Genomic DNA, 13,899 nt, shown 5'->3' with positions numbered 1-13,899 from the left:
AGCCAGGCGGGATAGTAATGACTTTTGATCCGGAACAGAGATCCAGCGGACGAACCAGCCCGCATATGGATCGCGGCAGAGCAATCTGTCTTCTTCTGGATCAAATCAAGCGCGAGAAGGGCGTTTGGTGGATGCCTTGGCAGTAAGAGGCGATGAAGGACGTGATACTCTGCGATAAGTCATGGGGAGCCGAGAATAGGCTTTGATCCATGAATTTCCGAATGGGGCAACCCACCTGACAGTTCGATATAATTGCCTTCGGGCAGCCTATATCTTGCTGAAACAGGTACTTATTACCTGAATACATAGGGTTTTAAGAGCAAACCCGGGGAACTGAAACATCTAAGTACCCGGAGGAAAGGACATCAATTGATACTCCCCTAGTAGCGGCGAGCGAACGGGGACCAGCCGAGCCGTGAATGTGGCCAGAACGATCTGGAAAGATCGACCATAGTGGGTGACAGTCCCGTATGGGAAGCATGATCGGACGTATTAAGTAGGGCGGGACACGTGAAATCCTGTCTGAAGATCGGGGGACCACCCTCGAAGGCTAAGTACTCCTTACTGACCGATAGCGAACCAGTACCGTGAGGGAAAGGTGAAAAGCACCCCGACGAGGGGAGTGAAACAGTACCTGAAACCGAACGCCTACAATCAGTCGGAGCTTGACTGGACTCTAATGACAATCCCTGCGCACCACGCTATGCCTGCTGGAAACAGCTGAAAGGGCAGTAGCATGGATGGCGCATTGGCAGTTCTCTTCCTCGTGGCCGGTCTGACCGACATGGGGGTGAACCACTGCGGAACCGGATGCCTGGCGGAAAGCCAGCAAGAACAGCGCATTGCGCTGAGTTTCGGTGACGTACAGTTCAACGGGAACTCGATCAGCGAAGAGGTCTATCTGAAGTATGACTCCGGGCGAACCTATGGGCCGTTCCAACCAGCAGCCGGCGTTTCCGTAACCGGAGATGGCGACGCGTGGATCGGTCTGGGGGCAACCTGGACCGGCCAATTCGCAAGTGATCGTGCCTATGTGCAGCTCTCACTTCTCCCCGGCCTCTACAGCCGCGGAGATGGGCCGGACCTTGGCCACGCGATCGAGTTTCGATCGGGTGTCGAGGTCGGTTACCAATCGCGGAAGGGGATCCGCTACGGCATCTCCTACGACCATCGGTCGAACGCGGAATTGTCGAATATCAACCCAGGTCTGGAAACCCTGCAATTCAGGATTTCCATGCCCTTCTAGGTTGTCATTAGTGTCCAGTCTTGTGACGGCGTACCTTTTGTATAATGGGTCATCGACTTGGTCTATCTAGCAAGCTTAAGCCGTTAGGTGTAGGCGCAGCGAAAGCGAGTCTTAATAGGGCGTCGAGTTAGATGGATCAGACCCGAAACCGAGTGATCTAGGCATGACCAGGATGAAGGTACGGTAACACGTACTGGAGGTCCGAACCCACACCTGTTGAAAAAGGTCGGGATGAGTTGTGCCTAGGGGTGAAAGGCCAATCAAACTCGGAGATAGCTGGTTCTCCGCGAAATCTATTTAGGTAGAGCGTCATCCGAATACCCCGGGGGGTAGAGCACTGGATGGGTAATGGGGCCCCACAGGCTTACTGATCCTAACCAAACTCCGAATACCCGGGAGTACTAGATGGCAGACACACTGCGGGTGCTAACGCCCGTAGTGGAGAGGGAAACAACCCTGACCTCCAGCTAAGGCCCCCAATTCATGGCTAAGTGGGAAAGCAGGTGGGACGACCAAAACAACCAGGAGGTTGGCTTAGAAGCAGCCATCCTTTAAAGATAGCGTAACAGCTCACTGGTCTAAACAAGTTGTCCTGCGGCGAAGATGTAACGGGGCTCAAGCCATGAGCCGAAGCTGAGGATGCCGTAAGGCATGGTAGCGGAGCGTAGTGTGACATAATTCCATTCCTCCTTAGTCCCCTCCGGGGGGCGTTGGAGGAGCGGAGTTTTCTGTGAAGCCGGCGCGTAAGCGATCCGGTGGAGAGATCACTAGCGAGAATGATGACATGAGTAGCGACAAACAGGGTGAGAGACCCTGTCGCCGAAAGTCCAAGGGTTCCTGCTTAAAGCTAATCTGAGCAGGGTAAGCCGACCCCTAAGGCGAGGCCGAAAGGCGTAGTCGATGGGAATCAGGTTAATATTCCTGAGCCAGAGAGATGTGACGGATCGTGAAGGTTGTTCACCCTTATCGGATTGGGTGGGCCGCTGATCGGTCCCTGGAAATAGCCTCTCATTGGATCGTACCCTAAACCGACACAGGTGGACTGGTAGAGAATACCAAGGCGCTTGAGAGAACGATGTTGAAGGAACTCGGCAAAATACTCCCGTAAGTTCGCGAGAAGGGAGCCCGGGTTCAAGGCAACTTGGATCTGGGGGCACAAACCAGGGGGTGGCGACTGTTTACTAAAAACACAGGGCTCTGCGAAGTCGCAAGACGACGTATAGGGTCTGACGCCTGCCCGGTGCCGGAAGGTTAAAAGGAGGAGTGCAAGCTCCGAATTGAAGCCCCGGTAAACGGCGGCCGTAACTATAACGGTCCTAAGGTAGCGAAATTCCTTGTCGGGTAAGTTCCGACCTGCACGAATGGCGTAACGACTTCCCCGCTGTCTCCAACATCGACTCAGCGAAATTGAATTGCCTGTCAAGATGCAGGCTTCCCGCGGTTAGACGGAAAGACCCCGTGCACCTTTACTACAGCTTCACACTGGCATCAGGCACAACATGTGCAGGATAGGTGGTAGGCTTCGAAACCGGGACGCCAGTCTCGGTGGAGCCATCCTTGAGATACCACCCTTGTTCTGCTTGATGTCTAACCGCGATCCCTTATCGGGTTCCGGGACCCTGTGTGGCGGGTAGTTTGACTGGGGCGGTCGCCTCCTAAAGCGTAACGGAGGCGCGCGAAGGTTGGCTCAGAGCGGTCGGAAATCGCTCGTTGAGTGCAATGGCAGAAGCCAGCCTGACTGCGAGACTGACAAGTCGAGCAGAGTCGAAAGACGGCCATAGTGATCCGGTGGTCCCGAGTGGAAGGGCCATCGCTCAACGGATAAAAGGTACGCCGGGGATAACAGGCTGATACTGCCCAAGAGTCCATATCGACGGCAGTGTTTGGCACCTCGATGTCGGCTCATCTCATCCTGGGGCTGGAGCAGGTCCCAAGGGTACGGCTGTTCGCCGTTTAAAGAGGTACGTGAGCTGGGTTTAGAACGTCGTGAGACAGTTCGGTCCCTATCTGCCGTGGGTGTAGGATACTTGAGAGGAGTTGCCCCTAGTACGAGAGGACCGGGGTGAACGATCCACTGGTGGACCTGTTGTCGTGCCAACGGCAGTGCAGGGTAGCTATGATCGGACAGGATAACCGCTGAAGGCATCTAAGCGGGAAGCCCCCCTCAAAACAAGGTATCCCCGAGGGCCGTGGTAGACCACCACGTCGATAGGCCGGAGATGTAAGTGCAGCAATGCATTCAGTTGACCGGTACTAATTGCCCGATAGGCTTGATTTGATCCAGTAGAAGCCAGAAAGCTCTACTCAAAAGTCAACACCCAGACTTGGACAACAATTGATGTTTCTTCCTCGGTCTGGTGGTCATAGCGCGAGCAAAACACCCAGCCCCATCCCGAACCTGGCCGTTAAGTGCCGTAGCGCTGATGGTACTGCGTCTCAAGACGTGGGAGAGTAAGTCGCCGCCAGACCTAGCAAGAAACATCAAAAAGATTTCTCTCTATAACGATGAAAAAAACCGATCAGGACAAAATTGACGCGGGATGGAGCAGCCCGGTAGCTCGTCAGGCTCATAACCTGAAGGTCGTAGGTTCAAATCCTACTCCCGCAACCAGCTTTAGCGAAGACGCCGCTCCCGAAAGGGAAGCGGCCTTTTTGCTGTCCCCAAAGCTCAACAATTCCAACAGCTTGCCACGGATCTCCAGCGTGTGGAGCTCCGCCTCCTCGTCCCAGGAGACGACCACCGTCTCGACCAGCGTGTGCAACTCATCAGCTGCCGGGCCCGCCACGGCCTCGTCCGTGAGCGTTCCCACCAGATCCTCAACATGGGACCGGTAGAGCGCGGGCAGACCCGTTGGAAGCTCGATCGGCGCAGGGATGAGCGCGTCGCGTTCGGCTTGTAGCGCCTGACCTCCTCGACCGGATTCACGACCAGAAGATCAACCGGCTCGACGAGCTCTTGCCGTGGAACTGGGTACCGATAGCCGCCACTCAGCCCGAGGCCGGCAGATCAACCGCGGTGCCAACCGGGTGGTTGCCCGCAATCAGCCCTCCGCCGACGCTGGAGGGCGCGGCGGAAGGTCGGGGTCACACGCTGGTGACCTCGCGTTGCAGACGTTTGGCGGCCATGCCGGGAGTGGCCCCCCATTCGGCGATCCAGCGGTAGAAGACCGGTGTCAGGAACAGGGTGAAGACGGTGGCAAAGCCCAGGCCGCCGACAATCACCCAGCCGACGGCGATCCGGGCCTCTGCCCCTGCGCCCGAGGTCAGGATCAGGGGCAGGCCGCCAAAGACGGTAGAGACCATGGTCATCATGACTGGCCGGATCCGCAGGCGCAGGGCGTCGCGGATGGCGCTATCGATATCCTGCCCGGCTTCGCGCAACTGATTGGCGAACTCGACGATCAGGATACCGTTCTTGGCCATCACCCCGATCAGCATGACCAGACCGATCTGGCTGTAATAGTTCAAAGACCCCCCGCTGAGGGAAATCGCCATCAGCGCGGCGGCCAGCCCGAAGGGCACGGTCAGCATGATCACCACGGCGCTGGCGATGCTTTCGAATTGCGCGGCAAGCACCAGGAACACCACGATGAAGGCGACACCGAAGACCTGGTACATTGCGCTTTGGCCGTCGTTCAGGGTGGCGGCCTCCCCGGTGAACATCAGGCCGATGCCGTCGGGCAGCGTGTCAGCGGCAAGTGCGCTCAGGCGGGTCATCGCCTGGCCCAGGTCCACGCCCTCGCCCAGGTTCGCCTGCACCGCCACGGCCAGCGATCCGCCCTGGCGTTCCAGCGTCGCCTGGCTGACCACCGGGACCAGGGTCGCGGCGGCCGACAGGGGCACATAGGCGCCGCCGGGCAATTGTAGCTGGATCGAATCCAGGTCGGCAGGGTCGTTGATCGGCGGGCCGCCGGGCACCACGACCACGTCGGTTTCCGTGTCGCTTTCAAAGACGGTGACGGCAGTCCTGCCCTGGATCATGGCGCCGATCGTCTGGGTGATTTCGGCCTCGGACAGGCCGAAGACACTGGCCATGTCCGGATCGACGCGGATTTCGAACTGTGCCTGCACGGATTCGTCGGACAGCTGCGGGTTCAGGAAGGTCGCGTCCTGGGCCATCACGGCGATCAGGGCATCGGCGGCCTCGGTCATGGCTTCGACGTTGTTGCCGGTCAGGGCGAATTGCAGACCTCGGCCCGCGCCCCGGATGTTCAGGCTGTTGGTCGAGCGGGCGCTGGCCTGCACACCGGGCACTGCCGACAGTTTGCCGCCGATTTCAGCGACGATCTGGGCCTGGGATCGGTCGCGGGTATCCCAATCCGGCAGCCGCACGACGATGAAGGCGCTGGTGCCGCCGCGCACGCCGATGATGCTTTGCACCGTGGAGATTTCGCCCGCCTCGCGGTACGGGGCCAGGATATCCTCCACCTGGGTGACCTGCGTGTCGAGATATTCGATCGTCGTGTCGGAAGCGCCGCGCGCCTGCACCAGGAAAAAGCCGCGATCCTCCTGCGGGGTGATACTTGACGACAGGCTGCCCGCCGCGCCGACGGCGATGATGACGAAGCCTCCCGCTACGGCCAGTACCAGCAGCGGCATGCGGATCGCCTTGTCCATCACGGCGCTGAAAGCGCGCATGGCCCAGCCATCGCGCGCGGGGGGAGCCGCAGGAGCCGCGGACGTTGTCTTCTCCTTGCCGGGGTCGAGAAATGCCGCCATGACCGGCGCCAGGGTCAGCGCGGTGATGGATGACAGCGTTACGGCGAAGGCCAGGACAAAGCCGAATTCGCTGAACACCCCGCCCGCCTGTCCAGGCAGGAAGGAGATCGGGATGAACACCGCTGCGAGCGTCGCGGTGGTGGAGATCACGGCAAAGAAGACCTCGTTCGTGCCGGAGGCGGCAGCGGCAAAGGCACCCAACCCCTGTTTGCGCTTGCGCACGATGTTCTCGATCACCACGATGGAATCGTCGACCACCATGCCGGTCGCCAGTACCAGCGCCAACAGGCTGATCGTATTGACGGAAAACCCGGTCAGCCAGATCGCCGCGATCGTGCCGATCAGCGCCACGGGGATGGTGACCGCAGGGATGATGGTGGCGCGCGGTGAGCGGAGAAAGGCGAAGATCACGGCGACCACGATCATCGTCGCCAGGCCGATGGATTTCACCACTTCCTCGATCGCGCCTTCGATGAACGTCCCGTCGTCGGAGGTGACGATCAGTTGCACATTCTCGGGCAGGTCGGCCTGCAATTCCTCAACCGCCAGCGCGACATCGCGGGAGATGGAAAGCGTGTTGCCCGCCGATTGCCGGGTGATGTCCAGACCGATGGCGGGCTGTCCGTTGACGCGGGTCACGACGGCTCCATCCTCAGGGATCAGCTGGACAAAGGCGACGTCGGAGACCCGCGTGTTGGCGTCGATCGGCACCTGGCCAACAGTCTCCACTGTCACGTCGGCATTGCCCACTCGCAGGGCGAGCGTCTGGACATCGGTCTCCAGCTGGCCAAGGGGGGTGTCGTCGCGCAGGGCGGTCAGGGCGTCGGAGACATCGAATATCGTCATTCCCCGGCTCAGCAGGGCGGGGATGTCCAGGGTGACGCGAAATTCGTTGGACCGGTCGCCGCGCACCGTGACCTCGGCGATGCCGTCGATGGTGGCCAGGCGGTCATAGATCGCGCCTTCGGCCAGAGCGGTCAGATTGTCCAGACTGGCGTTGCCTTGCAGGGCCAGGCGGATGATCGCGTCGGCATTGCTGTCGCTTTTGGAGACGCTGGGATCGTCGTCGATCTCGTCGGGCAGCTGGCGCAGGGTGCTTGAGACGATCTCCCGCGCTTCGTTGGCGGCAACATCGACGTCGGTGCCTTCGGACAGGTCGATGGTGATGCGGCTTTCGCCGGTGCTGGACGTGGCTTCCATGTAGGACAGGCCGTCCAGCGCGCTCAGCGCGTCTTCCAGAACCTGGGTGATCTCCCGGTCTACGGTTTCGGGGACGGCCCCTTCGTAGCTGGTGCGCACCGACAGGACGGGCTGCTCCACGTCGGGCATTTCGCGCACATCGACCGAGGCCAGGGCCGCCAGCCCGGCGATCAGGATCAGCAGGTTGATGACCACCCCGAAGATCGGGCGGGAGACGAACAGATCGGTCAGGCCCGACCGAAAGCGGGAGGGCGCGCTGCTCATGTCGGTTCCTTTGCGGTGGCGGGCCGGCCGGGGGTCGCGCCCGTATCGGCCGGCGTGTCGCCCGCGCCCGAAGCAGTGGGGCTGTTGCCGGGCCGGCGGGCCGGTTCTCGGCTGCCGTCGCGGACGCCATTCCGGGGGCCGCGCTGTCCCCCCGCACCGCCTGCCCCCGCGCCATCCTCCCCTGCGCGGTCAAGTCTTGCGCCTTCGCGCAGCTTCTGCGCGCCCTCGGTGACGATCATGGCGCCGTCGGGGATATCGGCATCAATCCAAACCATCTCGTCGCGGCGGAACAGGATGGTCACGGGGGCCTGTTGGGCAACTCCGTCCGCATCGATCCACACGCTTGACCCGCTGCGGGACCAGGTGATCGCCGTTGCGGGCAACGCCGGCAGCGGGTCGCTTTGCTGAACCAGCCGGACGGAGAACGTCATGCCCGGCCACAGCATCCCCTCGGGATTGTCGATCCGCGCCTTGACTGTCACGCTGCGGGTGACGCTGTCGATCCGGCTGTCAAAAGACACGACCGTCCCGGTGAAGACCCGCCCGGTGAAGGTCGAGGTGCTCAGCAGGACTTCGTCGGCGCGGGCCAACAGGCCGATGGCGCGTTCGGGCAGTTCGAATTCCACCAGAAGCGCGTCGGCCTGGTCGATGGTGGCGATCACCGCATTGGCGGCCAGCGCATCGCCGACATCCACGTCGCTCAGCCCAAGGCGGCCGGCGATGGGGGCGCGGATCGTCTTGTCCTCCAGCGCGACTTCGGCCAGCCCGACAGCGGCTTCGGCCAGGCGCTGGCTGACCCGCGCTTCGGACAGGGTGACATCCGTGACGGTGGCGCTGCCGGTGTTGCGCAGCCGTTCATAGCGAGAGACGGTATCGCGGGCCTGATCCAATTCCGCCTGCGCGATCTCTAGGTTCAGAACCTGGGTCCGGGCATCGAACCGGACCAGCACTTCGCCGGCCTCGACCTCCCGGTTGGGGGCCAGGTTGGTCTCGATCACCGTGCCGGCGGCGTCCGACACGACCTCCACGCTGCGCAGGGCAGAGGCGGTGCCGATGGCGGTCAGTACGCTGTCATAGGGCTGGCGTTCCAGCGCTGTGGTCACCACCGTGGTCGCCCCGGACCGGCCGCGCGGCCCGCCGGGCCTGCCCGGCCCCCGCGCGGCGCCAGCGGGGGCGCCACCGGTTTCGGGCGCGGCGCTGTCACTGCCCATGATGGCCGCCACCTGTGCTGGCAGCCCGAAGGTCACCACGTAGGCCCCGGCCAGGATCGCTGCCGACACGATCAGCATGAGAAATGTGCGCATGGAGAAAAAAGCCTCTGTCAAACGGTCCGAAAGATCAAACGTCCATTTCGTAAAATTCCGTCGAAGAAAATGGTCTTCGGGCAGAAAAAATCTCAGAGGCCTGCCTTCGGCCAGAAACCTGCCTGCCAGACGGGCCAACGGGCGCGGTTTCGCGCCACATTCAGCCCGGAACGGGGGCAGGCTGGGCTCCGGGCCTAGTTGAAGTTCATGGGCAGGGTGAAGCTTTGGCTGCCCCCGCCCAGGCCGCGCGGCGCCGCAGGCATCCGGCCCGAGCGTTGCACGGCGGTGATCGCCGCCCGGTCCAGCGCCGTCCGGCCCGAAGATTGGGCGATCCCGGCCCCGGTGACCTGCCCGGAAGGCGCCACGGTAATTCGCAATACGACCCGTCCACCACGTCCGCCGGGATGGCGTTTGCGTGATTCGATGCGGGCACGGATGCGTGCGCCCCAGGCGGACATCAGTTGCTGGGTCTGGGCGGCACTTGCGGCTTTGGCTCCGGCGCTACGGGCGTCGCCGGCCTGAGAGGCCCCGCCGCTGCCGGCAGACTTGCGCGCTTGTTGCGCAACACTGTCGCGCTGGCCGGTGGCTTCTCTGCGCTGTGGCTGCGGGCGGGCCTGCTGCGGTTGGGGTCGGGGCTTGGGTTCGGCGGTCCGGGTGGGGCGCTCGGGGCGTTCCACCGGGCGCAGGCTGCGTTTCACCGCCTGCTGCGACGGCGGCGGCGCGGTGTCCACCTGCGGCAGGGCCGGGCGGTCGGGCCGCACCGTGACTTGCGGCTGCGGCGCCTGGGGGCGCGGCGGCGGGGCATCCTGCGGGCGGGCGATATCGGGCGTCTCGCTGTCCTCGGGCACCGGCTCTGCCAATATGTCGGGCGCGACCAGGGGGATGGATTGGGGCGGTTCGGGCCGCTCGATCTCGGCGCTTGGCAGGGTTGGCATCTCCGCCTGCGCGCGCGGCAGATCGGGCAGGGCCACACGCGGCGCGGGGGTGTCGCGGGTGGGCGCGGGGGGCTGTTCTGTCGCCGGGGCCTCGGCCATGGGGGGGGTGTCGGGCGCTTCGGCGGTATCGGGCGGGGTGTCCCATTCCTGCACCAGCGCGGCAAGTTCGGGCGTCACGGCGGCGATGGTGGCCGTCGCCTCCCCACCCTGGCCGCCCACTGCGACGCCGCCGTCCTCTTCGGGCGCGATGAGCACAATGGCCAGGTGCAGCCCCACGGCGGCGGCCACGAAAAGGGGGAAATCGGCCTTCATCGCGGCACCGCCACCAGCGCGACCGAGGACAGCCCCGCCGCAGCCAGATCGCGCAGAACGGCGGCGACCTGCGTGGCGGGGGCCTTGGCGTCGGCGCGCAGGCGCGGGGCCTGTTGCGTACCTGCCGCGCCCGCTTCGGCGGCAAAGGCCGCCAGCGCGGCGGGCCCGGTCAGTTCGCGGAAGGCCAGATCGCCTTCAGGGCCCAGGAAAAGTACGGCCTGTGCCGCCTCGGCGTCCTCCCCCTTGGCGTTGGGCGGCGTGACCTCGATCGGTTCGGGCGGCGACAGTTCCGAAGTCATCAGGAAGAAGATCAGCAGCAGGAACACCACGTTGATCATCGGCACGATGGATTCCGCGCGGGGTTTGCGAGGGGGCGGGGACAGGTCGATCATTCGATCAGCACCAGGCGTTGAAATCCGGCGGCGCGCAGCGTTTCAGCCACGCCGATCACCCTTTGCAGATCCGCGTCGTCACGGCCGCGCAGGATGATCGTGTCCGCGGGGGTTGCGGTCAGCCCCTCCAGCGCGCCGGGCAGCGCGGCGGCGGCCATCGGCTGGCCATTCAGGGCAAGTGTTTCAGGACGGATCTCCACCAGCCGGGGCGCGCCTTCGTAGCCGCCGCCACCGCCGGCCAGCGGCAGCGGGATCACCGCGTCCAGGCCAAAGCGCGAGGCAAGCATGAAGAAGACCAGCAACAGGAACACCACGTCGATCATGGGCGTGAGACTGGGGCGCCTGCGCGGCCGGGCGGGCGGAGACAGGTTCATTCCGCCGCCACCCGGTCCGGCACCGTGGCGCCCGCCTCGGCGGGAAGGGGCGCGATGAAGATCCGGGTGGCGATGTTTTCAAGATCGGTGCGGACGCGGTCCAGCACGCTTTCGAACCAGGTCAGCGCGACAGAGGCCGGGATCGCCACGGCCATGCCGGCGGCGGTGGTCAGCAGGGCCTCCCAGATGCCCCCGGCCAACAGGGCGGGATCGGCGCGGTTGCCGGCCTCCTGTAGGGCCTGGAAGGCCGAGATCATGCCCATCACGGTGCCCAGCAGGCCCAGCAGCGGGGCGATGGTGGCGATCAGCTCCAGCGCCCGCAGACCCGAGGATTGCGCCGCCAGCTGCAATTTCGCAACGCGCTGGACCTCCTCGCGGGCGGAGGCCTCGGGCAGGGTCAGGCGGGCGTGCAGCGCGGCGCGGGTCATGCGGCTGCGCAGCGACCGGCGGGTCGCCACCAGCGCCTGCGCGGTCGCGGCATCGCCCGCTTCCCAAGCATCGACAGCGCGGGCGGAGACGCGCCAGGACCAGGCGCCGGCCAGCGACAGGCGCCAGGTCTTCCACAGGATCAGCGCCAGGGTGATGACAGACAGGCCGGCAATGGCCCAGATCGCCGGGCCGCCGTCGATGAGGAAGGTCCTGGCTTCTGTCAGACGATCTTCCAGTGTCTCGGGCTGGGCGGCCGCAGCGAGTGTTTCCGTCGTTTCAGGTGTTTCTGTCCGGACTGGCGCGTCGGGCTGCCCCTCTGGCTCTGCCTCTGCTTCCCGGCCGGTTGCGTCTATAGCTTCTGTTGTTTCAGAGGCTTCGGAAAGATCCGAAGCAACAGTCGTATCAGTTGTTGCGGAACTTTGTGACGGATCATACGCCAGGGCGGAGGCGGCATCCTGGGCAGGCGCGGCATCCGTGGCGGCTGGCTCTGCGGGAGCCGTCTGGCCGGGGCCGGTGGGTGCGGTGGTCAGCGCCTCCGTCTCTCCGGCGGAGAAGCCGCCCGTCGCGGGCGGCTCCGTTCCTTGCGGCTCCTGCCCGAAGGCGGCGGTGCCACCCATCACGCAGGTGATCAGAAATGCGGGCAGGAACCGGTTTTTCATGGCTTAGAACCTCGTGTTGACGGTCAGGGCGATGGTCCGGCCCGGCTCGTTCAGCTGAACGACATTCGCCAGGCCCAGACCATCCGCCGCGCGGCTGGCATAGGTTTCATCGAAGACGTTGCGCACATCCAGCCGCAGTTCCAGCGCGTCATAGGCACGCGGGGTGTAGCTGGCGTGGAGGTTCAGCACCTCGTAGCCGGGCAGCGGCGTCGCGGTGTCGTTGTTTTCCAGCGCGATTTCGGCGGTGCCGCCCAGCGTCAGTTGGGGCGTCGCCTCGAACCCGGCGGACAGGCCGATTATATGGCCAACGGGACGGCCGTAGTAATAGGCCGTCGTGCCGATGGTGGCGCCGTCCAGCTCGACGTCGGCATAGGTGTAGTTCGCCTCGACGTAGCCGCGCCCGCCGTCGTAACGCAGGGAGGCATCGACACCCCGGGTGGTCAGGTCGGCGGTGGTGCGCCCGGCAGTGAGTACGTCGTTCACGTCCTGCACTTCGGTCCAGAACAGCGCGCCATTCGCGGTCCAGGGACCGTTTTCGAACCGCAGGCCAACCCGCGCATTGGTTGCGCGCGAAGCGACGGGTGTTCCGTAGCTCCAGGCGCCGGAAAGGTTGATCAGGCTGGCTTCGCTCAACTCGTACCCGCCCCAGGTGGAGGCGGCGCCGATGTTCAGCGACAGTTGGTCGGTCAGAGCGATATCGGCGGCGGCGCTCACGCTGACACCGCTATCGTCATATTCGGTGCCGTCGGCCAGTTCGAAGGTCTGGAAATCGGCCCGCGCCCCGTAGCTGAGTGACAAGCGGCTGCCGAGATCCTGGCGCATCTGCGCGAAGACGCCGAAATTGTTAAGCGTTTCCGTAGCATTGCCGACATTCAGCGTGCCGTGCCCCTCGGCGGTGTCGTGGAAGAAATCGGCGCCTGCTGTCAGTACGCCATTCGCCAGGTTGAACTCATTGGCGAAAGTGCCGCTGAGGCTGGTGTTGGTGCCGATGGCGCCGCCAGCCTCGACCAGCTGTTCGTTGTAGGCCAATTGCACGCGCGGGGCCCAGATGCCGTCCGGCGTCTCGTCGGTCCAGGTCAGGCTGTAGGAATTCCGCTCCGACAGGGCTTCGCGGTAGACGGAGGTACGGCCCACCACGGCGGCAAAGTCAGGGCGTGCATAGTACAGGCCGCCCGGTCCTGCCTGCATGGAACGGACACCGGTGTCGCGGGTCTGCTCGGCGGAGAATTCCAGCCGATGGCCGCTGTCCGTTGTATAGGCCAGCTTGGCGGAGTAGGAGGTCGTGTCGGCGGCGGTTCCGGGCACGACGGTGCCGTCACCGTCCTCGTAATCCTCGCCCTCGGTCTTCACGCCGCTCAGCAGGTATTCGAACCCGCCCTGCGCGCCGTAGATCGTGAGGCCGGTGCGCAGCGTCTCGCCATTGTCGCCGTAGCTCAGCGTTGCATTGCCGCCGAAGGTGTCGCCGATGTCCAGCAGGTCGCGGGCGTCTTTCGTCTCGTAGGCGATGGAGCCGGCAACAGCACCCGGCCCCGCATCGGCCGGCGCCAGGCCGGAGGAGACCTCGACCCGTTTCAGAAGGAACGGATCAATCAGGACGTTGCCGGTGTGGTGAAAGGCGGACTTGTTCTGCCGCGCGCCGTCGATGGTGACCGACAGCAGGCTTTCCTCGATCCCGTGGACAAAAACCTTTTGCGCGATATTGGCGCCGCCGCTGGCGGTGATCTCGGATTGACCGGCGAAGACATCGGACATGCGCTGTGCGTTGCGCTGTTCGATCTCTTCCTCGGTCACGGCGGTGTTGCCCAGAACCTCTTGCGCGGCTTCGGATTCCACCCGGATTTCGTCAAGTGCGAAGGTGTCCTGCGCGGTGGCGGTGCCGCAGGTCAGAATGGCGGCGCTGGTCAGCAGCCATGTACGTGTTGAAAGGCCCATTGTCCCGTTCCCTAAATGTTGTCTTGCGTCGCTTGCTTGGAACGTCGGGAACGCGCCATGGCTGGCCATTCCTCGCGCCATAGTATTGGCGACTAAAATTGTCAAGAAACCGCGAGCCGGAGTTGCCTCCCCA

The 13,899-nt window shown here is 63.9% G+C and carries 7 protein-coding genes, 1 tRNA gene and 2 rRNA genes; 3 read left to right on the top strand and 7 right to left on the bottom strand.

The genetic code is table 11. The features are described from left to right. Nucleotides 1–103: 103 nt before the first annotated feature. The 3 genes from G5A46_RS03705 to G5A46_RS03695 all read left to right on the top strand — a co-directional run bounded on the left by G5A46_RS03705 (nt 104) and on the right by G5A46_RS03695 (nt 3,857). Nucleotides 104–3,524, top strand: a 23S ribosomal RNA gene (locus tag G5A46_RS03705). Between the two features lie 75 nt (nt 3,525–3,599). Next, a 5S ribosomal RNA gene (gene rrf, locus G5A46_RS03700) occupies nt 3,600–3,714 on the top strand. A 66-nt stretch (nt 3,715–3,780) separates the two neighbouring features. Next, a tRNA-Met gene (locus G5A46_RS03695) sits at nt 3,781–3,857 on the top strand. A 473-nt stretch (nt 3,858–4,330) separates the two neighbouring features. Here the strand turns inward: G5A46_RS03695 and G5A46_RS03690 are convergent. The 7 genes from G5A46_RS03690 to G5A46_RS03660 form a co-directional block, all read right to left on the bottom strand. After that, nucleotides 4,331–7,429, bottom strand: coding sequence for an efflux RND transporter permease subunit (locus G5A46_RS03690; RefSeq protein ID WP_163847412.1), 3,099 nt, complete (start codon nt 7,427–7,429; stop codon nt 4,331–4,333). Continuing rightward, entirely contained in the window at nt 7,426–8,733 is a 1,308-nt protein-coding gene (locus G5A46_RS03685) for an efflux RND transporter periplasmic adaptor subunit (protein WP_163847410.1), read from the bottom strand. The genes G5A46_RS03690 and G5A46_RS03685 overlap by 4 nt, the downstream gene beginning before the upstream one ends. A gap of 194 nt (nt 8,734–8,927) precedes the next feature. Beyond that, on the bottom strand, nt 8,928–9,980 hold the full coding sequence (gene tolA / locus G5A46_RS03680; RefSeq protein WP_163847408.1) for a cell envelope integrity protein TolA: 1,053 nt from the start codon (nt 9,978–9,980) through the stop codon (nt 8,928–8,930). Further along, a complete protein-coding gene (locus G5A46_RS03675; RefSeq protein WP_338050022.1) occupies nt 9,977–10,372 on the bottom strand; it encodes an ExbD/TolR family protein in 396 nt (131 codons plus the stop codon). The genes tolA and G5A46_RS03675 overlap by 4 nt, the downstream gene beginning before the upstream one ends. After that, nucleotides 10,369–10,746, bottom strand: coding sequence for an ExbD/TolR family protein (locus G5A46_RS03670; RefSeq protein WP_163847406.1), 378 nt, complete (start codon nt 10,744–10,746; stop codon nt 10,369–10,371). Before G5A46_RS03670 ends, G5A46_RS03675 begins: the two co-directional genes overlap by 4 nt. After that, nucleotides 10,743–11,834: a MotA/TolQ/ExbB proton channel family protein gene (locus G5A46_RS03665; protein WP_239520604.1), complete on the bottom strand. Its 1,092-nt coding sequence runs from the start codon at nt 11,832–11,834 to the stop codon at nt 10,743–10,745. The genes G5A46_RS03670 and G5A46_RS03665 overlap by 4 nt, the downstream gene beginning before the upstream one ends. A 3-nt stretch (nt 11,835–11,837) precedes the next feature. Continuing rightward, complete coding sequence (locus G5A46_RS03660) at nt 11,838–13,766, bottom strand: TonB-dependent receptor domain-containing protein (protein WP_163847404.1); 1,929 nt, start codon at nt 13,764–13,766, stop codon at nt 11,838–11,840. Nucleotides 13,767–13,899: the final 133 nt, after the last annotated feature.

It is taken from the genome of Pseudooceanicola aestuarii (assembly GCF_010614805.1).
Lineage (GTDB): Bacteria > Pseudomonadota > Alphaproteobacteria > Rhodobacterales > Rhodobacteraceae > Pseudooceanicola > Pseudooceanicola aestuarii.
The sequence above is the reverse complement of the archived record's forward strand: the minus strand, read 5'-3'. Positions and strand labels throughout refer to the sequence as shown.